At 71.5% G+C, this 22,800-nt stretch carries 21 protein-coding genes and 1 riboswitch; of the genes, 13 read left to right on the plus strand and 8 right to left on the minus strand.

Features of this window, described 5'->3' with window-relative positions:
- Positions 1 to 3: 3 nt before the first annotated feature.
- Positions 4 to 915 (minus strand): LysR substrate-binding domain-containing protein, encoded by a 912-nt coding sequence (locus tag ACFZBP_RS02530; protein ID WP_391409456.1) that lies wholly within the window; start codon positions 913 to 915, stop codon positions 4 to 6.
- Positions 916 to 987: 72 nt separating this feature from the next.
- Between ACFZBP_RS02530 and ACFZBP_RS02535 the strand changes: the two genes are divergently transcribed.
- The 6 genes from ACFZBP_RS02535 to ACFZBP_RS02560 all read left to right on the plus strand — a co-directional run bounded on the left by ACFZBP_RS02535 (position 988) and on the right by ACFZBP_RS02560 (position 5,945).
- Positions 988 to 1,377, plus strand: a complete 390-nt coding sequence (locus ACFZBP_RS02535) for a Rid family hydrolase (protein ID WP_391409457.1) — start codon at positions 988 to 990, stop codon at positions 1,375 to 1,377.
- A 28-nt stretch (positions 1,378 to 1,405) separates the two neighbouring features.
- Positions 1,406 to 1,614: riboswitch (cobalamin riboswitch) on the plus strand.
- 29 nt (positions 1,615 to 1,643) lie between these two features.
- Positions 1,644 to 2,357: an energy-coupling factor ABC transporter permease gene (locus ACFZBP_RS02540; protein ID WP_391409458.1), complete on the plus strand. Its 714-nt coding sequence runs from the start codon at positions 1,644 to 1,646 to the stop codon at positions 2,355 to 2,357.
- Complete coding sequence (locus ACFZBP_RS02545) at positions 2,354 to 2,728, plus strand: energy-coupling factor ABC transporter substrate-binding protein (protein WP_391409459.1); 375 nt, start codon at positions 2,354 to 2,356, stop codon at positions 2,726 to 2,728. The genes ACFZBP_RS02540 and ACFZBP_RS02545 overlap by 4 nt, the downstream gene beginning before the upstream one ends.
- Before the next feature lie 6 nt (positions 2,729 to 2,734).
- Complete coding sequence (gene cbiQ / locus ACFZBP_RS02550; protein WP_383449343.1) at positions 2,735 to 3,484, plus strand: cobalt ECF transporter T component CbiQ; 750 nt, start codon at positions 2,735 to 2,737, stop codon at positions 3,482 to 3,484.
- On the plus strand, positions 3,481 to 4,335 hold the full coding sequence (locus ACFZBP_RS02555) for an ATP-binding cassette domain-containing protein (protein WP_383449344.1): 855 nt from the start codon (positions 3,481 to 3,483) through the stop codon (positions 4,333 to 4,335). The genes cbiQ and ACFZBP_RS02555 overlap by 4 nt, the downstream gene beginning before the upstream one ends.
- Positions 4,336 to 4,448: 113 nt before the next feature.
- Entirely contained in the window at positions 4,449 to 5,945 is a 1,497-nt protein-coding gene (locus ACFZBP_RS02560; protein WP_391409460.1) for an amino acid permease, read from the plus strand.
- A 106-nt stretch (positions 5,946 to 6,051) separates the two neighbouring features.
- Here ACFZBP_RS02560 and ACFZBP_RS02565 read toward each other — a convergent pair whose 3' ends face one another.
- Positions 6,052 to 7,845, minus strand: coding sequence for an FAD-binding dehydrogenase (locus ACFZBP_RS02565; RefSeq protein ID WP_391409461.1), 1,794 nt, complete (start codon positions 7,843 to 7,845; stop codon positions 6,052 to 6,054).
- Between the two features lie 126 nt (positions 7,846 to 7,971).
- Positions 7,972 to 8,109, minus strand: coding sequence for a hypothetical protein (locus tag ACFZBP_RS02570; RefSeq protein WP_391409462.1), 138 nt, complete (start codon positions 8,107 to 8,109; stop codon positions 7,972 to 7,974).
- Positions 8,110 to 8,138: 29 nt separating this feature from the next.
- On the opposite strand from ACFZBP_RS02570, the gene ACFZBP_RS02575 reads away from it, so the two are divergent.
- Complete coding sequence (locus ACFZBP_RS02575; RefSeq protein ID WP_391409463.1) at positions 8,139 to 8,288, plus strand: hypothetical protein; 150 nt, start codon at positions 8,139 to 8,141, stop codon at positions 8,286 to 8,288.
- On the opposite strand, the gene ACFZBP_RS02580 is transcribed toward ACFZBP_RS02575, so the two are convergent.
- The 4 genes from ACFZBP_RS02580 to ACFZBP_RS02595 form a co-directional block, all read right to left on the minus strand.
- A complete protein-coding gene (locus ACFZBP_RS02580) occupies positions 8,285 to 9,013 on the minus strand; it encodes a methyltransferase domain-containing protein (protein WP_391409464.1) in 729 nt (242 codons plus the stop codon). The two genes, ACFZBP_RS02575 and ACFZBP_RS02580, sit on opposite strands and share 4 nt — an antisense overlap.
- 153 nt (positions 9,014 to 9,166) lie before the next feature.
- Entirely contained in the window at positions 9,167 to 11,662 is a 2,496-nt protein-coding gene (locus tag ACFZBP_RS02585; protein ID WP_391409465.1) for a SpoIIE family protein phosphatase, read from the minus strand.
- 186 nt (positions 11,663 to 11,848) lie between these two features.
- The gene (locus tag ACFZBP_RS02590) at positions 11,849 to 14,233 is read right to left on the minus strand and encodes a DHA2 family efflux MFS transporter permease subunit (RefSeq protein ID WP_391409466.1); all 2,385 of its coding nucleotides are present in this window, start codon (positions 14,231 to 14,233) and stop codon (positions 11,849 to 11,851) included.
- A gap of 146 nt (positions 14,234 to 14,379) precedes the next feature.
- On the minus strand, positions 14,380 to 14,823 hold the full coding sequence (locus ACFZBP_RS02595; protein WP_383449350.1) for an SRPBCC family protein: 444 nt from the start codon (positions 14,821 to 14,823) through the stop codon (positions 14,380 to 14,382).
- A gap of 192 nt (positions 14,824 to 15,015) precedes the next feature.
- Between ACFZBP_RS02595 and ACFZBP_RS02600 the strand changes: the two genes are divergently transcribed.
- The 3 genes from ACFZBP_RS02600 (at position 15,016) to ACFZBP_RS02610 (ending at position 18,392) form a co-directional block, all read left to right on the plus strand.
- A complete protein-coding gene (locus tag ACFZBP_RS02600) occupies positions 15,016 to 16,059 on the plus strand; it encodes an Rv2578c family radical SAM protein (protein WP_391409467.1) in 1,044 nt (347 codons plus the stop codon).
- 154 nt (positions 16,060 to 16,213) lie between these two features.
- A complete protein-coding gene (locus ACFZBP_RS02605) occupies positions 16,214 to 17,773 on the plus strand; it encodes an alpha/beta fold hydrolase (RefSeq protein WP_391409468.1) in 1,560 nt (519 codons plus the stop codon).
- Between the two features lie 79 nt (positions 17,774 to 17,852).
- Positions 17,853 to 18,392 carry a GNAT family N-acetyltransferase gene (locus tag ACFZBP_RS02610; protein WP_391409469.1) on the plus strand — a complete coding sequence of 180 codons (540 nt, stop codon included), beginning with the start codon at positions 17,853 to 17,855 and terminating at the stop codon, positions 18,390 to 18,392.
- Here the strand turns inward: ACFZBP_RS02610 and ACFZBP_RS02615 are convergent.
- Complete coding sequence (locus ACFZBP_RS02615) at positions 18,383 to 18,958, minus strand: adenylosuccinate lyase (protein WP_391409470.1); 576 nt, start codon at positions 18,956 to 18,958, stop codon at positions 18,383 to 18,385. The genes ACFZBP_RS02610 and ACFZBP_RS02615 overlap by 10 nt on opposite strands.
- Positions 18,959 to 19,336: 378 nt before the next feature.
- On the opposite strand from ACFZBP_RS02615, the gene ACFZBP_RS02620 reads away from it, so the two are divergent.
- The 3 genes from ACFZBP_RS02620 to ACFZBP_RS02630 all read left to right on the plus strand — a co-directional run bounded on the left by ACFZBP_RS02620 (position 19,337) and on the right by ACFZBP_RS02630 (position 22,482).
- Positions 19,337 to 21,154 carry a 3-hydroxyacyl-CoA dehydrogenase family protein gene (locus tag ACFZBP_RS02620; protein WP_383449363.1) on the plus strand — a complete coding sequence of 606 codons (1,818 nt, stop codon included), beginning with the start codon at positions 19,337 to 19,339 and terminating at the stop codon, positions 21,152 to 21,154.
- Positions 21,155 to 21,338: 184 nt separating this feature from the next.
- Positions 21,339 to 22,151, plus strand: coding sequence for a TetR family transcriptional regulator (locus ACFZBP_RS02625; protein ID WP_383449364.1), 813 nt, complete (start codon positions 21,339 to 21,341; stop codon positions 22,149 to 22,151).
- A gap of 112 nt (positions 22,152 to 22,263) precedes the next feature.
- Entirely contained in the window at positions 22,264 to 22,482 is a 219-nt protein-coding gene (locus tag ACFZBP_RS02630) for a hypothetical protein (RefSeq protein ID WP_391409471.1), read from the plus strand.
- Positions 22,483 to 22,800: the final 318 nt, after the last annotated feature.

A 22,800-nucleotide genomic window follows, 5' to 3' on the forward strand; every position in this document is an offset into this window, starting at 1 on the left:
GCATCACTGGAGCCGGTCCGGCCGATCCTGGCTGACCGCTGCCAGCAGGTGTGCGACCAGCGGGTTCGGGTCGCCCGCGCGCCAGGCGACGGCCACGCGCGTGCGGGCGTCGCCGGGCTCGATCCTGCGGAAGGCGACGCCTTTGAGGCGGATACGGCGGATGCTCGCCGGTGCCAGGGAGACGCCGAGGCCGGTCTGCACCAGGGCGCACACGGTCTGCCACTCCACGGCGTGCTGGACGGTCCGAGGCGTGAAGCCGGCTTCGGCGCACAGGCCGGTGATCCGGTCGTACAGCTGCGGGCCGACCGCGCGCGGCAGCAGCACGAAGGGCGAGTCCGCCAACTGCGCGAGCTGTACGGTCCGTTGCGCGGCCAGCGGATGGGCGGACGGCAGGACGGCCACGAACGGCTCGCTGAGCACGGTTGTGAAGCCGAGCTCCGGCTGGTCGGCGGGAGGTTCGCGCAGGAGGCCGACATCGATGGCCCTGTCGTGCAGGGCGGCGATCTGCGGCGCGGTGGTCATCTCGTGGATGTCCAGACGTACGCCGGGGAACCGGTCCCGGAAGGTGCGCAGCAGGCCGGGCAGCACGGTGAGGGCGAGGGAGGCGGCGAAGCCGAGGCGCAGGGTGCCGGCCCGGCCGCTGCCGACGGCGCGGGCCGCGGCCAGGCCGTCCGTGACGTCGGTGAGGGCGCGCCGGGCGGCGGGGAGCAGTTCACGGCCGGCCGGGGTGAGCGTGACGCCTCCTGGCGCGCGGTGGAACAGGGCGTGGCCGACCTTGTCCTCCAGGCGTCTGATCTGCTGGCTCAGCGGTGGCTGGGCGATACCGAGACGGGCGGCGGCGTGGCCGAAGTGGAGTTCCTCGGCGAGCACGACGAACGCGTGCAGTTGGGGCAGGGGCAGTTCCGGTCGGTTCATACGCCCAGGGATATCAGGTCATGCCCTCTGCAGTATTAGACGTATCTGCGCTGGTCACCTAGCGTGCGGCGCATGACAGAGCGACGTGCGATCCTCAGCGGCTCGACCTTCGAGGAGCAGATCGGCTATGCCCGTGCCGTGGTCGACGGTGACTGGGTGCATGTGTCCGGGACGACCGGGTTCGACTACGGCACGATGACGATCTCCGACGACGTGGTGGAACAGGCGGAGCAGTGCCTGCGCAATATCGGGGCCGCGCTGGCCGAGGCGGGATGCGCTTTCTCGGATGTGGTGCGAGTGCGGTATCTGCTCCCCGACCGTGCGGACTTCGAGCCCTGCTGGCCGGTTCTGCGCCGCTGCTTCGGTGAGGTCCGGCCGGCCGCCACCATGCTCAGGTGCGGTCTCGCCGACCCTCGTATGAAGATCGAGATCGAGGTGTACGCGCGTCGGCCCCTCCCGTAGCGCCCCTTTCACGCCCCCTGGGCGCGCTTGTCAGCCACCCGGTCCGGGCACTACTGTCACCACGCCTTGGTGAACGGGAAACCCGGTGTGATGCCGGTGCGGCCCTCGCCACTGTGAATCGGGAAGTCCGGCTCCGGCCCTCACGGGCAGCCACTGGGTCCTTCGGGACCCGGGAAGGCGGAGCACGGGCGGTGGTACCCGTAAGCCAGGAGACCGACCAGGGCGCGTCAACCATCCACGAGGTGCTGGAGAGGGTCTGCTGAGCCATGCACATAGCCGAGGGTTTCCTGCCTCCGGCGCACGCGGTCGCCTGGGGCGTCGCGTCCGCGCCCTTCGTCGTCCACGGCGTCCGTTCACTCACCCGTGAGGTCAAGGAGCACCCGGAGAGCACGCTGCTCCTCGGCGCCTCCGGAGCCTTCACGTTCGTCCTGTCCGCGCTGAAGCTGCCCTCGGTGACGGGCAGTTGCTCGCATCCCACGGGCACCGGTCTGGGCGCCATCCTGTTCCGGCCGCCGATCATGGCGGTGCTGGGCACCATCACCCTGCTCTTCCAGGCGCTGCTGCTCGCGCACGGCGGTCTGACGACGCTCGGCGCCAACGTCTTCTCGATGGCGATCGTCGGCCCCTGGGCCGGATACGCGATCTACAAGCTGCTGCGGCGCTACGACGTGCCGCTCATGGTCGCCGTGTTCTTCGGCGCCTTCCTCGCCGACCTGTCCACCTACTGCGTGACCAGTGTCCAGCTGGCCCTCGCCTTCCCCGACCCGAGCAGCGGATTCCTGGGCGCGCTCGGCAAGTTCGGCTCCATCTTCGCCGTCACCCAGATCCCCCTCGCGGTGAGCGAGGGACTGCTCACGGTGCTCGTGATGCGGCTGCTGGTGCAGTCCAGCAAGGGCGAACTGACCCGGCTGGGCGTGCTCCTGGCCAGGAAGCAGTCCCGGACCGAGAGCGGGACCGAGACCGAGGCGGTGGCCCGATGAGCAGGAACACGAAGATCAACATTCTGCTGCTGGTCGTCGTGGCCGCCCTCGCCGTGCTGCCGCTGGCCCTCGGCCTCGGCGACCACAAGGAGGAGCCGTTCGCGGGTGCCGACGCCGAGGCGGAGACCGCGATCACCGAGATCGAGCCGGACTACGAGCCGTGGTTCTCGCCGCTGTACGAGCCGCCGTCCGGTGAGATCGAGTCGGCGCTCTTCGCCCTCCAGGCCGCCCTCGGCGCCGGGGTCCTCGCCTACTACTTCGGTCTGCGCCGGGGTCGGCGGCAGGGCGAGGAGCGGGCGCTGGAGCGGGTCGGCGGCGCGGAGAGCGCGGCCGGCGCGACCGCCGAGGAGTCCACGGCCGAGAGGTCCTGACCTCTCGTGCTGCCGATCGACGCGGCGGCGCACAGCAGTCGCTGGCGCCGCCGTCACCCCGTGGACAAGGCCGTGCTCGGGCTCGGCCTCACCGTGCTCGCCATCTCGCTGCCGCCCTGGCCGGGCGCCGCGCTGGTCCTGGTCACCGCGCTCGCCGTACTGCTGGGTCCGGCGGGCGTGCCCGCGCGACGGCTGTGGCGGGCCTACCGTGTGCCGCTCGGCTTCTGTGTGACCGGCGCGCTCACCCTGCTCGTCCAGGTCGGCGGGCCGGACGGCTTCGTGTCCCTCGCCGCGGAGGGCCCGCTGCGCGCCGGGGAGTTGCTGCTGCGCACCTCGGCGGCCTCGTTGGGCGTGCTGCTGTTCGCCTTCACCACGCCGATGTCCGATCTGCTGCCCCGCCTGGTACGGGCCGGGGTGCCCGCGCCCGTCGTGGACGTCGCCCTGGTGACGTACCGGATGAGCTTCCTGCTCCTGGACTCCGTGCGCCGTATCCGTCAGGCCCAGGCCGCTCGGCTCGGGCACACCAGCAGGGCCGCGGAGTGGCGGTCCCTGGCCGGGCTCGGGGCCACCGCCTTCGTGCGGGCCTTCGACCGGGCCACCCGGCTCCAGGCCGGGCTCGCCGGGCGCGGCTACGACGGCACCCTGCGCGTCCTGGTGCCCGAGGCCCGGGTCTCCGTCCGCTTCACGGCCGCCAGTTGCGTGCTCCTCGCCGCGCTGGCCGCCCTCACCCTCGTACTGGAAAGGGCCCTGCCATGAGCGAGCCCACCGCCCTGGTAGCCCTGCGGGGCGCGTCCTACGCCTACGAGGACGGGCCCGTCGTCCTCAGCGGCCTCGACTTCGACGTCCACGAGGGGCGCGCGCTCGCGCTGCTCGGCCGCAACGGCAGCGGCAAGACCACGCTGATGCGGCTGCTCAGCGGTGGACTGCGCCCACACGACGGCCGGTTGACCGTGGCGGGTGCGCCGGTCACGTACGACCGCAAGGGCCTGACCGGGCTGCGGACGACCGTGCAGCTGGTGGTGCAGGACCCCGACGACCAGCTGTTCGCCGCCTCCGTCGCGCAGGACGTCTCCTTCGGCCCGCTGAACCTGGGCCTGCCCGACGCCGAGGTACGCGCGCGGGTCGACGAGGCGCTCACCGCCCTGGACATCACCGCGCTGGCCGACCGGCCCACGCATCTGCTGTCGTACGGGCAGCGCAAGCGCACCGCCATCGCGGGCGCCGTCGCGATGCGGCCCCGTGTGCTGATCCTCGACGAACCGACCGCCGGGCTCGACCCCGATGGCCAGGAGCGTCTCCTCGCCACCTTGGACGGGCTTCGCGCGGGCGGCACCACGGTGGTGATGGCCACGCACGACGTCGACCTGGCCCTGCGCTGGGCGGACGACGCGGCGCTGCTGACCCCGTCCGGTGTCCGCACCGGACCGGCGCCCACCATGCTGGCCCGCGCCGATCTCCTCCAGCAGGCCGGGCTGCGGCTGCCCTGGGGTGTCGCGGCGGCCCAGTTCCTGCGCGCGCAGGGTCTGCTGGACGACTCCTCGCCCGGTCCGCGCGACGCGGAGGCGCTGGCGGCCCTGGCGGCGGCACCGAGCCCGGCCGAAGGCTGACCTGTCCGGGCGTTGGGCACACGGGTGATACACCCCGCGAGCGCACACCAAAGGCGGGGCGGGCTCCACGGTTGCCTGTTTCATGGGGTCACGTACGACCGAAGTGAGGCAGCATGGCCGAGGCCACCGAGGACACCCGCCCGCCCGAAGGGCTGAAGGCCGACGCGATCGGGTTCGTCGACGCCCTCGTCATCGGGCTCAACTCCACCTCGCCGGCGTACTCGCTGGCCGCGGCGATCGGTCCGGTGGTGGCGCTCGTCGGTGTGTACGCCCCGGGCGTCATGCTCGCCTCGTTCGTCCCGATGCTGCTGATCGCGTCGGCGTTCTACTACCTCAACCGGGTCGACCAGGACTGCGGGACGACGTTCTCCTGGGTCACCCGGGCGATGGGCCCGTGGGCCGGCTGGCTCGGCGGCTGGGCCATCACCATGACCGGGGTCCTGGTGGTCGGCTCGCTCGCGGACGTCGCGGTGACGTTCGCGCTGCTCGCGTTCGGTCTCGACAGCTGGGTCGACAACGAGCTGGTGCGCGAGACGCTGACGGTGCTGCTCATCCTGGTGATGACGGCCGTGTGCGTCATCGGCACCGAGGTGTCGGCCAAGGTGCAGAACATCCTGATCCTCGCGCAGGTCGCCTGTCTGCTCGCGTTCGCCGTGGTGGCGATCTACCGGGTCTACGCCGACACCGGTTCGCTCGACTCCGTCGATCCGGCGTTCGGCTGGCTGGATCCGTTCGGGGCGGGCGGCGCCGAACTGACGGCGGGTCTGCTGCTGGGCGTGTTCATCTACTGGGGCTGGGAGTCGGCGGTGAACCTCACCGAGGAGGTCGAGAACTCCGCCACCGCTCCCGGTAGGGCTGCCGTGTGGTCGACGATCATCCTGCTGGTGACGTACGTGTCGGTCGCCTACGCGGTCGTGGCCTACGCGGGACCGGCGTACCTGGCGGAGAACGCCGAGGAGGAGGAGTTCATCTTCGCGCTGCTCGCCGACGAGGCCATGGGTGCCTGGGACTGGGTCGTCCTGCTGGCGGTCTCGACCTCCGGCCTCGCCTCGACCCAGACGACGATCATCCCCGCCTCGCGCACCGCGCTGTCCATGGCCCGCCGGCACGCGCTGCCGGCGCACTTCGCGCACATCCACGCCCGGTTCCGCACACCCGACGTGAGCACCTGGTGGGTCGCGGCCATCGCCATCGCCTGGTACGTCGTGGTCCGCCAGATCAGCGAGAACGCCCTGTTCGACTCGCTGACCGCGCTGTCGCTGCTGATCGCGTTCTACTACGCGCTCACGGGCGTGGCCTGCGCGGTGTACTACCGCCGTCATCTCACCGAGAGCGTGCGCAACTTCCTGCTCATCGGTCTCGGCCCGCTGGTCGGCGCCGGGCTGCTGGTCTGGCTGCTGGTCGAGTCGATCGGCGACATGTCGGACCCCGCGAACTCCTACAGCGGCGTCTCCTGGTTCGGACTCGGCCCGCCGCTGGTCATCGGCATCGGCATCACCCTCGCGGGCGTGGTCCTCATGGTCGTGTGGCGCCTGCGGGCACCGGCCTTCTGGGCGGAGCGCCCGGAGGTGGCCGACCCCGCCCTCGTGCCCGGCCACGAGGAGCCCTGAGATGACGGCCGTTCTCGGCCGGCACCCGTGGGCGCCACCCCACACGCCGCTGCGTCTGGCGGGCACGCCCGTGCTGTGCGTACCGACCGAACCGTGAGGCCCGCTCTCAGGTCGCGGTGGCCGCGGCCGCGGCCCGTCCCGCCGTACGGCCCGAGAAGAGGCAGCCGCCGAGGAAGGTGCCCTCCAGCGAGCGGTAGCCGTGCACGCCGCCTCCGCCGAATCCGGCGACCTCTCCGGCGGCGTACAGCCCGGAGATCGGGGTGCCGGTGGCGTCCAGGACGCGGCCGGAGAGGTCGGTCTGGAGGCCGCCGAGGGTCTTGCGGGTGAGGATGTTCAGACGTACGGCGATCAGGGGCCCGGCGCCCGAGTCCAGGATCTTGTGGATGGCGGCCGTACGGCTGAGGGTGTCCCCCGGGTAGGCGAGCGCGTTGCGGATGCCCATGACCTGGGCGTCCTTGGTGTAGGGGTTGTCGATCTCGCGGTCGCGGGCCTCGATCTGCCGTTGCAGGGCGGCGAGTTCGATCAGGTGGTCACCGGTGAGCCTGTTCATGCCGGCGACGAGTTCGGGCAGGGTCTTGGCGACGACGAAGTCCTCGCCCTTCTCCTTGAACCGCTCGATCGGCTCCGGGGTCTGCCAGATGCGGGACAGCAGCTTCCAGATGTTCTTCTCGGTGAGGTCCGGGTTCTGCTCGGATCCGGAGAGCGCGAACTCCTTGGCGATGATCTTCTGGGTGGTGACGAACCAGGAGTACTCGTGCCCGCTGTCGGTGATCGACTTCAGGGTGTGCAGCGTGTCGTAGCCCGGGATGTCGGGGCTGGAGAAGCGCTTGCCGGTGGCGTCGAACCACATCGAGGACGGGCCGGGCAGGATGCGGATGCCGTGGCCGGGCCAGATCGGGTCGTAGTTCTTCAGGCCTTCGGTGTAGTGCCACATCCGGTCGGGGTTGACGATCCGTCCGCCCGCCTTCTCGGTGATCGCCAGCATGCGGCCGTCCACGTGCGCGGGGACGCCGGTGACCATGGACCTGGGCGGGGTGCCGAGCCGGGCGGGCCAGTTCCGCCGCACCAGGTCGTGGTTGGCGCCGATGCCGCCGGAGGTGACGATGACGACGGGCGCGCCGAGTTCGAACTCGCCGACGACCGTACGGGAGCTGGGCTTGCCGCGCGCGGCGTCGCTGGGTTCCAGGACGGCGCCGCGTACGCCGGTGACGGCCCCGCCCGTGACGATCAGCTCGTCCACCCGGTGCCGGAACCTGAAGGTGACCAGCTTGTCCGCCACGGCCGCCCGGACCTTCTTCTCGAACGGCTCGACCACGGCGGGACCGGTGCCCCACGTGACATGGAAGCGCGGCACCGAGTTGCCGTGCCCATCCGCGAGTCCGCCGCCGCGCTCGGCCCAGCCGACGATGGGGAACCACTGCATGCCGAGCCCGGCCAGCCAGGCCCGCTTCTCCTCGGAGGCGAAGTCGACGTACGCCTCGGCCCACTTGTAGGCCCAGTGGTCCTGCCCCTTCGGATCGTCGATGCCCCGGTCGAAGCCGGCCGTGCCCAGCCAGTCCTGCCAGGCCAGGTCGCGGGTGTCCTTGACGCCCATCAGCCGCTGTTCGTCGGAGTTCACGAAGAACAGCCCGCCGAAGGACCAGAACGCCTGCCCGCCGAGACTCGCCTCCGGTTCCTGGTCCAGCAGCAGCACCTTGCGCCCCGCCGCCGCCAGTTCGGCCGTGGCCACCAGTCCCGCGAGGCCGTGGCCGACGACGATGGCGTCCGCGTCCGAGGAGCCGGCCGAGGCCGCGAAGGCCGGGAACGTCGCCTGGGCGAGGGCGGCACCGGCGACGACCCCGCCGGCGACGGTGAGGGCACGGCGGCGGGTGATCGCGCCGGGTGCTGACGGGTTCTCCATGGGCTGCCTTCCGTCGGAGGTGCGCAAGGGGCGGGAGACACACGAGATGCCGCCGCTACAGCGGGGGTTACCGACGGTAGCCCAGAGGACTGCGGGGCCACCAGATACTGCAACCGTGAACTTTTCTCATGTTTGGAGAACGCGGTCCACCAGGATGTCGATCACCAGCGGCGTACACGGCCCGTACCCGAGCAGCACCCCGTCCTCCACGTCGACCAGCGCCACGGCCGAGTGGGCGGACGAGCCCGTCGCGCTGCCCGGCAACCGCCGCCGACACCTACGCGGTCATCGCCGTGGCCCCCGGCGGCTCCGGCACGGGCACGACGGGCGGCGGCACCGGCGACGGCGGCGGCTTCCTCCACGGGCGGCACCGGCACCTCCACCACAGGCTGGGCGGCGTACCGCAAGAGACGCAGAATCAACTGAGCGCCAACGACGGCTAGTTGGGGGCCCGACCCGCCACCACCCACTTCGACGGCAGTTCGATCCGCGTGCCGTCGGGCCCGTACTCCGTGGTGATCAGCGGCAGTTCGCCGCCCGCGAGGACGGTGAGCCCGGCGGCGCGCAGGTACTCGGTCACCGACTCGTCGGCCACCTCGCCCGGGGCGATGCCGTGCCGGAAGATGGGGGCGAGCTTGGGCGGCGGGCCCGACGGGCTCTGCGCGAGGCCCATCAGGACGGGTTTGGCGGACTCGGAGAGTTCGACGAGGAAGGCCCGGCCGCGCTCGCCGACCAGCGTGGCGATCCCGTTCACCATCGCCTGCCGGTCGTCGGGCTCGGCCTGGTGCAGGACGCCCCGCATATAGACGTTGGCGTCGCCGAGTTCGGCGTGCAGCGTCTCGGCCTCGGTCTTCTCCACGGCGTCGAACAGCCGGTACGTGGCCTGTCCGGCGGGGTCGGCGCGGCGGGCGTGGTCGAGGGCCGCGGCGGACAGGTCGGCGCCGACCAGACGGGGAAAGCGTTCGGCGAGGAAACGGGTCTGGGTGCCGTTGCCGCAGCCCAGGTCCACCATCGCGAGGCCGGGATCGGTGAGGTGCGCCTCGAAGAGGGCCAGATGGCGGCCGACGGTGAGCGCCGGCTCCGCGTCCCAGAACACCGCCCCCGGCTCCTCGGATGCTTCACGCCAGAAGCCCTCCCAGGCCTCCCGGTATCGACTCGTCACGCTCATGCCCGACTCCCCAGGTTGCGATGCCGGCCCGTCGTGAAGTGACGGGCGAGTACGGTCTATCGCGGCCTGGTTTCGGCCACAAGCGCGCGGCGCACACCTTCACTCGGCATTCGAGACTCCTTACGCCGCCGTACGCCCTTCGGGGCCGTCGGGTCAGCGGCGCGGGAGCGTGAGTTCGAACCAGACCGCCTTGCCGGTGGCCGTCCGGCTGGTGCCCCACTCGCGGGCGAGCACGCTGACGACGCGCAGTCCGCGCCCGGACTCGTCGGCGGGTCCTGCGTTGAGCAGGGTCGGCAGATCGTGGTCGTCGTCGTCCACCTCGCACAGCAGCGTGTCGCCGCGGACGAGGCGCAGTTCGACCGGGCGGGTGTGGGAGTGCCGCAGGGCGTTGGTGACGAGCTCGCTGACCATCAGCTCGGCGCTGTCGGCGAGCCTCTCCAGGCCCCAGTCGTGCAGCTGTTCCCGGACGACGGCGCGGGCCCGGCCCACCTCCACCGGGTCGAGGGCGAGCCGCCACTCGGCGACGTCCTGCAGGGCGATGCCGTTGAGCCGGGCCATGAGCAGGGCGACGTCGTCCTTGCGGCCACCGCGTGTGTTGAGGGCGCGGATGATGGTGTCGCAGGCGTCGTCCATGGAGGCGGCCGGGTGGGCGGCGGACTCGCAGAGGGTCGCGAGGCCGACACCGATGTCCTCGCCGCGCACCTCGACCAGTCCGTCGGTGCACATCACGATCCGGTCGCCGGGCTCCACGCGCACGCGTACCGCCTCGAACGGCACTCCGCCGACGCCGATCGGCGCTCCCGTGGGCAGGTCGAGCAGCTCGCTGTGTCCGCCGTCGGCGCGGACCAGAACGGGCGGGATATGACCGGCGTTGGCGATCTGGATCTCGCTCGCGATGGGGTCGTAGACGGCGTAGAGACAGGTCGCGAGGTAGGTGTCGCCGAGGCGCTGGGCGAGGTCGTCGAGGTTGCGCAGCAGCCGGGCGGGCGGCAGGTCCAGGGCGGCCATGGTCTGCACGGCCGTGCGCAACTGCCCCATCATGGCCGCCGAGTTGAGGCCGTGGCCCATGACGTCGCCGACGACGAGGGCGGTGCGGGCGCCGGGCAGTTTCACGGAGTCGAACCAGTCACCGCCGACGCGGCCGAGGAGGGTGCCCGGCAGATAGCGGGTGGCGATGTCGCAGCCCGCCATGCGCGGCGGGATGTGCGGCAGCATGCTGTCCTGGAGGGCCTCGGCGACGGACTCCTGGTACGTGTACATGCGCGCGTTGTCGAGCACGAGGCCCGCGCGGGCGGCGAGTTCGGCACCGGTCACACGGTCCATGTCGTTGAAGACGGGCCGTTCGGGGTGGCGCAGCAGGATCATGAAGCCGAGGACGACGTCGCGGGCCTTGAGGGGCACGACCAGCATGGAGCGGCCGGTGATGAGCGGCCTGATGTCGCGCTTCTCGAACTGGGAGGCGATGGCATGGCCCATCTCCTCGCTGATGCGCGGCACGAGCACGGGGTCGCCGGTGGTCATGCACTGGAAGAACGGGGTGTGCGCGGGAAAGGGCATGGCCTCGCCGACCGGCACGACGTCGTCCCAGCGGCCGGGTTCGTCGGTGTGCTCGACGGCGACCCGGTGCCACATGGTGGTCGTGTCCGGCACGCCCTCGGGGAACCCCTCACCGGCGACGACCTGTTCGCGCAGATAGGTGCCGGCGACGTCGGTGAAGCGGGGCACGACGGCCTTGCTGACCTCGATGATGGTCCGCGACAGATCGAGGGAGGTGCCGATGCGACCGCTGACCTCGTTGAGGAACTCCAGCCGCTCGCGTACGGCCGCGTATTCGAGGTCCTCTGCTTCGTCGGGGTCGTCGGGCGCCGACGGCAGGCCCTGCGCGGCGGCTCTGGCGGCCCGCTCCCGGCGCGCCCTGCGCTCCACACGGCGGGGCACGCCCCAGTCGGGGGTGACGGGCACCCGGTCGTTCTGGCTGAACTCCAGGACCGGATAGCCGAGTTCGAGGATCTGGCCGACGATGCGGGCGCTTTCGTCGACGCTCATGCTGGGCAGGATCTCGGGGAGTCTGCGGGCGAGTTCGTCGGCGCCGGGGAAGTCGGTGTGCAGGGCGAACCCGGGCGCGACACGCTCGTAGCCGGTGTCCCCGTGGCGGTCCGCCCCGCGCTGCTCCCGGGCGTCCTCCTGGAGCCGGCCGACGTCGGCGCCGAGCACGAGCAGCCGCTCGGAGCCGGGCCCCACCAGCGGGTACGCCCACCACAGCACGTCGACTCGGTCTCTCCCCCACCCTTCGGGCGGGGTGTCCCCCATCTCGCTTCGCTCCGGCACGGTGAGCCGGGCGCGGCCGGCCGCCGGGTAGTACAGCCGCCCGTCCAGGGAGGATTCGAGATCGTGGCCGAGACCGTCGTAGGCCGCGTAGGCGCCGTACGGCGAGACGTCGTCGTCCTCGGGCAGGACTCCGGAGACGGGCAGGAGGTCGACGGCCGGGTGTCCGATCGCCTCTTCCTTGGCGGCGCCGAACAGACGGCGTGCGCCGGAGCTCCAGTGCGAGACGAGGCCTTCGCGGTCGACCACGACCACGGCCAGCGGGATGCGTCCGGACGCGGCTTGTTCCGCCACCGCGCCGTCCGTCTCGGTGCCACGGTTCATGGCCAAGGCCCTCTCTCCCCAAGGCTCCGCAAGATCTGCGCGCCCCCACCACCGTACGGCTCCCCGCCGAGGTGATGTGCCGCAATACGGGAATTGATGAGACGGGTTCACGTCGGTTCGCGCACCGGCCGACGGGCCTGTCCGGACGGCATCCGCGCAGGACAGGCCCGGGTCCCGGTCGTCGGCTCAGTCCTCGTGCCCGAGCTGAAGATCGCGTTCCGTACGGCCGCCTCCGGCGACCTGGAGCACGGTGGCGACCGGCGGGTAACCGGTGGCGATGACCGTGTACTCGCCGGTGGCCAGGTCGACGAAGCGGAACGTGCCGTCCGGTCCCGTGGTGAGGGTGTCCAGGACGTTGCCCGCCACGTCGAGGAGGGTCACGCGCGCGTCCTCGACGGGGCGTCCGCCACCCGCCCGCACGGTGCCGCGCAGCAGGGCGCCGCCGGCGAGTTCGATGTCCTGGCGGGTCTCCCGCGCGGCCTTGACGGTGACGGGGACGGCGGCCGGGCGGAACGCGGCCGCGCTCGCGGCGAGGGTGTACTCGCCGGCGACGAGTTCGGTGATGACATAGCCGCCCTCGCTTCCGCTGCGGGTGGTGGCGACGACCTCGCCGTGCACGTCGGTGAGGGTGACGGTGGCGTCCACGGGGGTGCCGTCCGGGGTGAGGACCCGGCCGGCGAGGCGTCCGGCGCCGCCGAGGACGATGTCCAGTTCGACGGGGCCGTCGCCGACGGTCACGGAGACGGCCTGCGGCTGGTGGCCGCCCGCCGCCGCGATCATGACGTACGAGCCGGGGCCCGGCGTCGCCAGCGCGTACCGCCCGTCCTCGCCGCTCGCGCCGCGCCCGACCTGCTGCCCGGTGATGTCGATGAGCGTGAGCGCCGCGTGGCGCACGTACGTCCCATCGGGATGCTGCACCGTGCCGCGGACGGGGACTTCGGCGGCGTACTGCGAACGGGCCTGCGGAATCGAGGGGTTCACCGGCGCCGCGTCCGTCTCCGGGGCCGGGGCGTTGTGGGACACCAGGGGTTTCTCCTTGAGGAAGAAGGCGATGAGCAGCCCGAGGACGAGCACCGGCACGAGGTAGAGGAAGATCCTCGGCATGGCGTCGGCATAGGCCTGGATGTAGTCGTCACGCAGCGCCGAGGGCAGGGTGTGGACGAGCTGCGGGGTGATGGACTCGGGCTCGGGCAGCTCGGCGCCCGCGCGCGTGGGCAGGCGTTCGGCCAGGGCGTCGGCGAGCCGGTCGGCGAAGAGGGTGCCGAAGACCGCGGCGCCGACGCTGCCGCCGATCTGCCGGAAGTAGTTGTTGGCGCTGGTGGCGGTGCCCAGGTCGGTGGGGCGCACGGAGTTCTGCACGGCGAGGATCAGGACCGGCATCACCATGCCGATGCCGGCGCCGAGTACGGCCATCCAGAGGCTGTAGTGCAGCCGGGGCGTGTCCACTTCGAGGCGGGACAGCAGCCACATGCCGACGGCCGAGAGCGCGCTGCCGAGCACGGTGTAGATCTTGTAGCGGCCGGTGAGGCTGATGAGTTGGCCGCAGACGATGGAGGCTCCGACGATGCCGCCCATCATGGGCAGCATCAGCAGGCCCGACTCGGTGGCCGTGGCCCCGTCGACCATCTGGAGGTAGGTCGGCAGATAGCTGGCGGCGCCGAACAGGGCGACGCCGATCACCAGGCCGACGAGTCCGGTGACGTTGAAGACGGAGTCCCTGAACAGCCTGAGCGGGATGAGGGGTTCGGCGGCGTGGTGCTCGGCGACGAGGAAGAGGACGGTGGCGAGGGCCGCTCCGGCGCCGAGGCCGAGGATGACGCGGGAGTCCCAGGCGTACTCGGTGCCGCCCCAACTGGTCAGCAGCACCAGGCAGGTGGAGGCGGCGGCGAGCAGCAGGGCGCCGAGGACGTCGAGCCGGGCCCTGGCCTTCGGTTTGGGCAGCTTCAGCACGACGGCGACGACGGCCAGGGTGAGCAGGCCGAAGGGGACGTTGACGTAGAAGCACCAGCGCCAGGAGAGGTGGTCGGTGAAGTAGCCGCCCAGCAGGGGTCCGGCGACCGAGGCGAGGCCGAACGCGGCGCCGATCAGGCCCATGAAGCGGCCGCGCTCCCGGGCCGGGACGATGTCGGCGATGATCGCCTGGACGCCGATCATGAGCCCGCCGGCGCCGACGCCCTGGACCGCGCGGTAGGCGATCAGCTGGTCCATGGTCTCGGCCCGTCCGGCGAGCGCGGAGCCGACGACGAAGACGACGATCGCGAACTGGAAGACGCCCTTGCGGCCGAGGAGGTCGCCGAGCTTGCCGTAGACCGGCAGTCCGACGGTGGCGGTGAGCAGGTAGGCGGTGATCGCCCAGGACATCCTGTCCAGGCCGTGCAGCTCGCCGACGATCTTCGGCAGCGCGGTGGCGACGATCATCTGCTCCAGCGCGGCCAGCAGCAGCGCGAGCATCAGCCCGAAGAAGACCAGGCGCACCCGGCGCGGACTCAATCGGGGCTCGGCGTCCTGGGGCGGAGCCGGTGGAGGAGGTGCGGTGACGGTCTCGTCCTGCACCAAAGTCGCGCCGCCCACGGACCGCTCCCCTCGCCGTACCTGCTCACAATTCCCGCATTAGGCGACAACTACGAGCAAGCACGGCGAGTTACGGTGCCGTCCCGGACACGGCCGAGATCCACCCGAACCGGTGAGGGGGCCAAGGGCCCCCGTACACCGGGGACTTACTTCTCGATCTCGGTGGCGAGGTTGGCGAGCAGCGCGTCGTAGATACGGCCGAGGCCCTTGGGCGCGAAGGTCTTCTCGAAGAAGCCGCCGATGCCGCCCGCGCCCTGCCAGGTGGTGGTGACGACGACCCGGGACCTGCCCTCGCCGGCCGGGGTGACGCGCCAGGTGGTGACCATGGAGGAGTTGCGGTCCTTCTCGACGAGCTCGCCGTCGGTGGGCTCGCTGACCTCCAGGAGGCAGTCGCGTACGCGCTTGCTGGTGGCCTGCAGCTTCCAGTGGACGAGGGTGCCCTCGCCGTCGCCGCCCTCGCGCACCTCGTACTCACTGAAGTGCTCGGGCAGGACCGTCTCCCGCGTGCCGCTGTAGTCGGCGAGGGCGTCGAACACCTTCTCCGCGTCCGCCGCGACGACCCGCTCCGTAGTGGCCTCGACCTGCGCCATTGACTTCCTCCAGGACCTGATTTCTCGGGGGTTGGAGCAAGCCAACCACCCCGCCGCCACAGCGCCCAAATCGGGGTCCCGATCAGCTCACGGAAGCGGTCGCGCAGCGATCGGAAACGAAGCGGGGAAACAGGTCGCACGATCAAGGGAACGTGTGTTCTATTCTGGGGTCAGTGCTACCGAGGAGGCACCATGCGCTGGGAGAACCTCACCCTGGAGTCCGACCACAGCCGGGCCGACTCCGCGCTGTTCGGCGCGGACGCCGTGGTCACCCGCACCTTCGACACGCCCGAGTTCGCCGGGATCACGTTCCACGAGATCCGGGCCCGCTCCATCGTCAACCGGGTGCCGGGCGCCTCGCGCATGCCCTTCGAGTGGACGGTCAACCCCTACCGGGGCTGCTCGCACGCGTGCGTGTACTGCTTCGCCCGCAAGACCCACAGCTATCTCGACTTGGACACGGGCCTCGGCTTCGACTCCCAGATCGTGGTCAAGGTGAACGCGCCGGAGCTGCTGCGCCGCCAGCTCTCCTCGCGCCGCTGGCAGGGCGATCACATAGCGATGGGCACGAACGTCGACTGCTACCAGCGGGCCGAGGGCCGCTACCGGCTGATGCCGGGCATCCTCGCCGCCCTGCGCGACCACGCCAACCCGTACTCGATCCTGACCAAGGGCACGCTGATCCTGCGCGACCTGGAGCTGCTGAAGCAGTCCGCCGAGGTGACCGACGTCGGCATCTCCGTCTCGGTCGGCTTCGTCGACCCCGAGCTGTGGCGCACCGTGGAGCCGGGCACGCCCGCGCCCGAGCGGCGCCTGGACGTCGTACGGACCCTGGCCGAGCACGGGCTCGGGTGCGGGGTGCTGATGGCTCCGGTGATCCCGTTCCTGAGCGACCAGCCGGCCCAACTGCGGGCCACCGTGCGGGCGATAGCCGCCTCCGGGGCGACCTCGGTCACCCCGCTGGTGCTGCATCTGCGGCCGGGGGCGCGCGAGTGGTTCATGGCCTGGCTCGGCCGCGAGCACCCGCATCTGGTGCGCCGCTACGAGCGGCTGTACGCGGACGGCGCCTACGCACCCAAGTGGTACCAGCGCCGCATCACCCGTCAGGTCCACGATCTGGCGCAGGAGTACGGCATCGGGCCCACGCGCGCGGGGATGCCGCGCCGGATCCGCGAGCCCGAACCGGCGCCGACAGGGCAGACGCCGTCCGAACCGACCCAGCTCTCCCTGCTCTGAGGGCACTGGAGGTCCGAGGCGCATTGGAGGGCATCTGCGATCCAATAGGGTCAAGTCTGATCAGAATGTGTTCTTCCAGGCGTCCGTTCCGGGATGAATGCGGCCAGGACCGTGGCCTTTCGCGGTCCGGAACGCTCCGTCCTGGGAGGACCCCATGGGAAAACGCGCAGCCCTGCTGTGCGGCGCCGCCGTCGTCCTGGCCGGAAGCGTGACGGCCGCCCCCGCCGCCACGGCGACCACTCAGGCCGTCCCCCTGGCCTGGAAGAAGTGCGGCACCACCAAGTACCCGACCCTCCAGTGCGCGTCCCTCGACGTGCCCCTCGACCACGCCGACCCGCACGGCCGGCGCATCACCCTCGCGCTGTCCCGCGTCCCGCACACGGCGAAGAAGTACCAGGGCCCGCTGCTGGTCAACCCGGGCGGCCCCGGCGGCAGCGGTCTCACGCTCGCCGGGTTCGTCGCCGCCGCACTGCCCAAGGAGGTGGCGGCGCAGTACGACGTCATCGGCTTCGACCCCCGCGGGGTCGGCAGGAGCAAGCCCGCCCTCAACTGCGACCCCGGCTACTTCGCCCCCGTCCGCCCGGACTCCGTGCCCCGCACCCTTCGGATCGAGCGGGCCAACCTCCAGCGGGCCAAGTCCTTCGCGCGGGCCTGCGGTGAGAAGTACGCGGACGTGCTGCCGTACGTCAACACCGTCAGCGCCGTGCGCGACATGGACCTGATCCGCGCGGCCCTCGGCGCACGGCAGATCAACTACTTCGGCTACTCGTACGGCACCTACCTCGGCACGGTCTACGCCAAGCTCTTCCCGCAGCGGGTGCGGCGCGCGGCCCTGGACTCGGTCGTCGACCCCACCGGCGTCTGGTACGACGCCAACCTCGCGCAGGACATCGCCTTCGACGACCGGCACCGCGCCTTCCTGGCGTGGGTCGCCCGGCACGACAGGACGTACCGGCTCGGCGCCGACCCCTCCAGGGTCGAGGCCAAGTGGTACGCGATGCGGACGGCCCTGGGCAACGCTCCGGCCGGCGGCAAGGTCGGCGCGTCCGAGCTGGAGGACACCTTCCTTCCCGGCGGCTACTTCAACGGCTACTGGCCCTACCTCGCCCAGGCGTTCGCGGCGTACGCGAACAGCAAGGACGCCGGTCCGCTGATCAAGGCGTACGACAAGTTCGGCGCCTCGGACGCGTCCGACGAGAACGGCTACAGCATCTACACCTCCGTGCAGTGCCGGGACGCCGCCTGGTCCCGCGACTGGCACCGGTGGCGGGCGGACAACTGGGCCGTGTACGCGAAGGCACCGTTCATGACCTGGAACAACGCCTGGTACAACGCGCCGTGCGCGTTCTGGCCGAAGACCTCGCTGCCCTCGGTGAGCGTCGCCAACAGCAAGGTGGCACCGGTGCTGCTGTTCCAGTCCACCGGTGACGCGGCCACCCCGTACCAGGGCGCCGTCACGGTGCACCGGCAGCTGGCCCGCTCCAGCCTGGTGGTCGAGCGCGGCGGCGGCAACCACGGCATCACGCTGGGCGGCAACCCCTGTCTGGACAGACATCTCGCGGCCTATCTGACCGACGGCACCGTGCCGCGCGGCACGGGCGCGGTCGACGCGGTGTGCGAGGCCAGGCCCGACCCGAAGCCGTTGACCTCCAAGGTGGCGGCGACTTCGGCCCGCGGGGCGGAACTGCACCAGCTGATCGGTTTCCGGCACTGAGCCCCTGGCCGCCCGGCGGTCCGACCTCCTGGCGGCTAAAAGGAGGACGACCGGGGCGGGCAGCTTCTAGGGTGCCGCCATGAACGACGATCACCGAATCGGAATCCGCCGTATGCGTCTGGCCGACTGCGACCGCGTCGCCGAGATCCGGGTCGGCGGCTGGCGCAGCGCCTATCAGGGGCTCATGCCGCAGTCGTACCTGGACGCCATGGACGTGGCCCAGGACGCCGAGCGCCGCCGCGTCCACTTCACGGGGGCGGGCCGCGGGGTGGTGAACCTGGTCGCGGAGGAGGAGGACAGGGTCGTCGGCTGGGCCTGCCACGGCCCGTACCGCAACGGCGAAGCGCACACCGAGGACGCCGAGTTGTACGCCCTCTACGTGGACCCCGTACGGTACGGCGCCGGCACGGGACACGCCCTGCTCCAGGAGTCGATACGCCGGTGCACGGCCGCCGGACGCCGCCGCATGCTCCTGTGGGTCCTCAAGGACAACACCCGCGCCCGGCGCTTCTACGAGCGGGCGGGCTTCCGGGCGGACGGCGCCGAGGAACCCTTCGAGGTGGACGGCGTCGAGGTGCCCGAGGTGCGGTACGCGCGGGAGCTGGGGGCTCACCGCTGACGCGGAATCCGCGCCAGTGCCCGGACCGCCGCCTCCGCCAGCGCCGGGTGGGCCAGGGCCTCGTTCAGGACGCGTCTGGCGCGGGAGTCGCCGAGGGTGCCGAGGCCCTCCACGCAGGCGAGGGCCACCCGGCGGTAGGGGTCGTGGGGGCGCAGGCGGCGTTCCAGGGTGGTGATCAGGGCGGGTACGGCCTCGGGGGCGCGCAGTTCGACCAGGAGGCGGACCGGGAGCAGGGCGTAGGCGACGCGGAGTTCGTTGGTGGCGAGGGCGGCCGCCGCGCGGGCCGTGCGCGGGTCGCCGAGGCGGGCGAGAGCGTGGGCGGCGGAGACGCAGCGCTCCGGATCGCGGTGGTTGAGCAGCAGGACGAGGGACTCGAAGGCCCGCCGGTCGCCCGCGAGACCCAGCCGGAACGCGGCCAGCTCCCGGGCCCACAGCGGCTGTCCGGGCGCGGTGAGCACCCTCGCCAGTTCGTCGGGGTCCTCGCTCGCCACGAGATGCTCGTACGCGGCCGACGCCCCGGACTCCTGCCGTAAGCGCTCCGTGAGTGATCGCAACTCTTCGTCCATGAAGCCGAGCGTATGCAAGCGGCCCGCCGCACGGGACCTACATCACAAAGACGAGGTCTGGCGCGCTCGTTACCCACCGGTTAAGCTCATACGAGCGAGTCACCCACTCGCAGTTTTGCTTGCGGCGGCCTGGTGACGCAGCCGCCGCGAGTGTTGTCGGTTCGGTACTTCGAGTACCTCAGTACGACTCGGCTCCGGGACAGGGCCGGTCGGACCCGCCGTTCCCCCGCGCGTGCGCACGCGCTCGGTGACGGCAACCGGGCGTGTGCGCCAGAAGCCCGGCAACAACACCCGCACTCACTCCTCTCCGCACCCGGTGCGCCTGCTCGGCGCGCCCGGGGGCGTTCCAGTCGTCACCCTCATTCCTGGAGTCCCGCGATGGCCACTCCCCTGTCCGACACCTCGTCCGACACCTCTCTGTCCCCGCTCAGGACCGTCGCCGTCGTCGGCCTCGGCACCATGGGCACCGGCATCGCCGAGATCCTGGCCAAGGCCGGTCGCGAGGTCATCGGCATCGACATCAGCGAGGCCGTGGCCGCCAAGGCCGTCGCCGCGCTGGAGACCTCGACCGCCCGTGCCGTGGAGCGCGGACGGCTGACCGAGCAGGAGCGCACGGAGGCCCTCGCCCGCGTCCGCACCTTCACGGACCTGCGGGCCGCGGCCGACGCGGACCTGGTCATCGAGGTGGCGCCGGAGTCGTACGAGATCAAGCAGCAGATCTTCCGTGAGCTGGACGGGATCGTGCGCCCCGAGACGATCCTGGCGACCGGCACCAACGCCCTGTCGGTCACGCGGCTGGCCGCCGACTCGGCCCGCCCCGAGCGCGTGCTCGGACTGCACTTCTTCAACCCGGCGCCCGCGATGCGCCTGGTCGAGGTCGTCTCGTCCGTGCTGACCGCGCCGGCCGCCGTCACCGCGGTCACCAACCTCGCCCTGGACCTCGGCAAGGAGCCCGTCGCGGTCGGCGACCGGCCCGGGTTCGTCGCCGACGGGCTGCTGTTCGGCTACCTCAACCAGGCGGCCGCGATGTACGAGGCGAAGTACGCCTCCCGCGAGGACATCGACGCCGCGATGCGGCTGGGCTGCGGGCTGCCGATGGGGCCGCTGGCCCTGCTCGACCTGATCGGCATCGACACCGCGCGCCGGGTCCTGGAGGCCATGTACGCCGAGTCCCGTGACCGGCTGCACGCCCCCGCGCCGATCCTGAAGCAGCTCAGCGAGGCCGGCCTGACGGGCCGTAAGTCGGGCCGCGGCTTCTACACGTACGAGGCGCCGGGCAGCGCCACCGTGGTGCGGGACGCGCTGACGCCGCTGGACGGCGCCGCCCTCACCCCCGGCCGTACGGTCCGCTCGGTCGGTGTCGCGGGCTCCGGCACCATGGCGTCCGGGATCGCGGAGGTCTTCGCCAAGGCCGGGTACGAGGTCGTGCTGGCCGCCCGCAGCGAGGAGAAGGCGCAGGCCGCGAAGGCCCGTATCGGCAAGTCGCTTTCGCGCTCTGTCGACAAGGGTCGGATGACCGCCGAGGCCGCCGCGCAGACCCTGGACCTGATCACCGCGGCGGGTTCCTACGACGCGTTCGCCGACGTCGACCTGGCCGTCGAGGCCATCGCCGAGGACCTGGAGATCAAGCAGCAGCTGTTCGCGACGCTGGACAAGGTCTGCAAGCCGGGCGCGGTCCTGGCCACCACCACCTCGTCGCTGCCCGTCGTCGCCTGCGCCCGCGCCACCTCGCGTCCGCAGGACGTCATCGGCATGCACTTCTTCAACCCCGCGCCGGCGATGAAGCTGGTCGAGGTCGTCCGTACGGTGCTCACCGCCGACGACGTCCACTCCACGGTCCGCGAGGTCTGCGCCCGGATCAGGAAGCACGCCGTGGACTGCGGCGACCGTGCCGGGTTCATCGTGAACGCGCTGCTGTTCCCGTACCTGAACAACGCGATCAAGATGGTCGAGGAGCACTACGCGACGCTCGACGACATCGACGCCGCGATGAAGCTGGGCGGCGGCTACCCGATGGGGCCGTTCGAGCTGCTGGACGTCGTCGGTCTCGACGTCTCCCTGGCGATCGAGAAGGTCCTGCACCGCGAGTTCCGCGACCCGGGTCTGGCTCCCGCGCCACTCCTGGAGCACCTGGTGGCCGCGGGCTGCCTCGGCCGCAAGACGGGCCGCGGCTTCCGCGAATATGCCCGGCGCTGAGCGGCCGGGGGACTGGTTCAGAAGCGGTCAGGAGTGGGGCGGGCTGCTGGACCCCGGCAGCCCGCTTCCGGCCACCCGGCGCGGCTCGGCCCCGCCCGCCGAACCCGGCCCTCCCCCGCCCGCCGAGGGCGGGGGAAACCCCGTACATGCGCATCAAGCTGCGCACATGCAGTACGTTCGGGTCATGTCCCAGCCCGCCAAGTCCTCACGTACACCAGCCACGCCCGACGCGCCGGAAAGTGCCGCCGGCAGTCGCGCGGCCGCCCAACGGCTCAAGATGCGCCGCGAACTGGCGGCAGCGGCGATGGAGCTGTTCGCGACCAAGGGGTACGAGGCGACCACCGTCGACGAGATCGCGGCCGCGGCCGGGGTCGCCCGCCGTACCTTCTTCCGCCACTTCCGTTCCAAGGAAGAGGCGATCTTCCCGGACCACGACGACACCCTGATCCGCGCCGAGGCGGTGCTCAACGCCGCCCCGGCCCATGAGCACCCGCTCGACACGGTGTGCCGTGGCATCAAGGAAGTCATGCGGATGTACGCGGCCCGGCCGGAGATCTCGGTCGCCCGCTACAAGCTGACCCGCGAGGTGCCCACCCTGCGCGAGGCGGAGATCGCGTCGGTGGCCCGCTACGAGCGCCTGTTCACCCGCTATCTCCTCGGCCACTTCGACGAGCACGCGCACGACGACGACGCCAACGACGACCCGCTGCTCGCGGAGGTCGCCGCGTCCGCCGTGGTCACCGCCCACAACCACGTCCTGCGGCGCTGGCTGCGCGCGGGCGGCCAGGGCGACGTGGAGGCGCAGCTCGACCACGCCTTCGCGATCGTACGGAGGACGTTCGGCACGGGCATCGGGGCGGGCCGGGACACCGCCCCACGCACGACGCCCGCCTCCGTGGCCTCGCAGGGCGAGGTGCTGGTGACGGTGGCCCGGACCGACGCGCCGCTCGACGAGGTGATGCGGACGATCGAGCAGGCACTGAAGGAGCGGGCCTAGCAAACCTCAGAGGTACCTCAGGAAGACCCCGCAGGCGGAACTATCGCGCGGGCGCGTCCGTCCTCCATGTCGAAGCACACGCTTCATGGTTGAGCGACGGAAGTGAGTTGCCATGCAGGCGAACGACCCGACCAAGCTCGAAGCCACGTTGGCCGACGGGCGGCGCATGACCCTGTCCCTCCCCGCGACCGACGCCAAGTGGGCCGCCGACGGCATCAAGGGCCTGCGCCCCGTCCCGCCCACGCACACGGGCCGCGGCGAAGAGCCCCCGGCTCTGCCCGAGGAGCCCGCACTGCCGCTGCAAGTGGCCCTGCTCGGCCTGGGAGCCTGACCACTCCTGCGGCACCGCCCGCGCTCCTTCGGGGCGCGGGCGAACTGATTTCGGCACTGCGTGCCGGGTCCTGGGGTGGCCGACGCCACTCCACGGGACCGACGCTCCCTGGAGGGTCTGCGGGCGGCCGAAAGCGCCCGATTAGCACCTACTCGTCGGTAGCTTTGATCGATCATCGCTCATTTGTTACGTAAAGATTTCATCTGAGGGCAAGTTCTGGCACTCGGTGCCTTGCCACGTGACACGCCGTGCCATACGTTGAAGGAGTCCGGGCGGCCGGCGTGCAGAGACCTTTCGTACGTCGGCTGTCCCCGCAAA

The organism is Streptomyces sp. NPDC008086 (assembly GCF_042957325.1).
Taxonomy (GTDB): domain Bacteria; phylum Actinomycetota; class Actinomycetes; order Streptomycetales; family Streptomycetaceae; genus Streptomyces.

Excerpts from the sequence above, each read along its gene's own strand:
- ACFZBP_RS02630 (WP_391409471.1), top strand. The coding sequence starts at position 22,264 with ATGCAGGCGAACGACCCGACCAAGCTCGAAGCCACGTTGGCCGACGGG.
- ACFZBP_RS02580 (WP_391409464.1), bottom strand. The coding sequence starts at position 9,013 with ATGAGCGTGACGAGTCGATACCGGGAGGCCTGGGAGGGCTTCTGGCGT.
- ACFZBP_RS02610 (WP_391409469.1), top strand. The coding sequence starts at position 17,853 with ATGAACGACGATCACCGAATCGGAATCCGCCGTATGCGTCTGGCCGAC.
- ACFZBP_RS02615 (WP_391409470.1), bottom strand. The coding sequence starts at position 18,958 with ATGGACGAAGAGTTGCGATCACTCACGGAGCGCTTACGGCAGGAGTCC.
- ACFZBP_RS02585 (WP_391409465.1), bottom strand. The coding sequence starts at position 11,662 with ATGAACCGTGGCACCGAGACGGACGGCGCGGTGGCGGAACAAGCCGCG.
- ACFZBP_RS02620 (WP_383449363.1), top strand. The coding sequence starts at position 19,337 with ATGGCCACTCCCCTGTCCGACACCTCGTCCGACACCTCTCTGTCCCCG.
- ACFZBP_RS02605 (WP_391409468.1), top strand. The coding sequence starts at position 16,214 with ATGGGAAAACGCGCAGCCCTGCTGTGCGGCGCCGCCGTCGTCCTGGCC.
- ACFZBP_RS02555 (WP_383449344.1), top strand. The coding sequence starts at position 3,481 with ATGAGCGAGCCCACCGCCCTGGTAGCCCTGCGGGGCGCGTCCTACGCC.
- ACFZBP_RS02545 (WP_391409459.1), top strand. The coding sequence starts at position 2,354 with ATGAGCAGGAACACGAAGATCAACATTCTGCTGCTGGTCGTCGTGGCC.
- ACFZBP_RS02560 (WP_391409460.1), top strand. The coding sequence starts at position 4,449 with ATGGCCGAGGCCACCGAGGACACCCGCCCGCCCGAAGGGCTGAAGGCC.
- ACFZBP_RS02625 (WP_383449364.1), top strand. The coding sequence starts at position 21,339 with ATGTCCCAGCCCGCCAAGTCCTCACGTACACCAGCCACGCCCGACGCG.
- ACFZBP_RS02600 (WP_391409467.1), top strand. The coding sequence starts at position 15,016 with ATGCGCTGGGAGAACCTCACCCTGGAGTCCGACCACAGCCGGGCCGAC.
- ACFZBP_RS02595 (WP_383449350.1), bottom strand. The coding sequence starts at position 14,823 with ATGGCGCAGGTCGAGGCCACTACGGAGCGGGTCGTCGCGGCGGACGCG.
- ACFZBP_RS02565 (WP_391409461.1), bottom strand. The coding sequence starts at position 7,845 with ATGGAGAACCCGTCAGCACCCGGCGCGATCACCCGCCGCCGTGCCCTC.
- ACFZBP_RS02535 (WP_391409457.1), top strand. The coding sequence starts at position 988 with ATGACAGAGCGACGTGCGATCCTCAGCGGCTCGACCTTCGAGGAGCAG.
- ACFZBP_RS02540 (WP_391409458.1), top strand. The coding sequence starts at position 1,644 with ATGCACATAGCCGAGGGTTTCCTGCCTCCGGCGCACGCGGTCGCCTGG.
- ACFZBP_RS02530 (WP_391409456.1), bottom strand. The coding sequence starts at position 915 with ATGAACCGACCGGAACTGCCCCTGCCCCAACTGCACGCGTTCGTCGTG.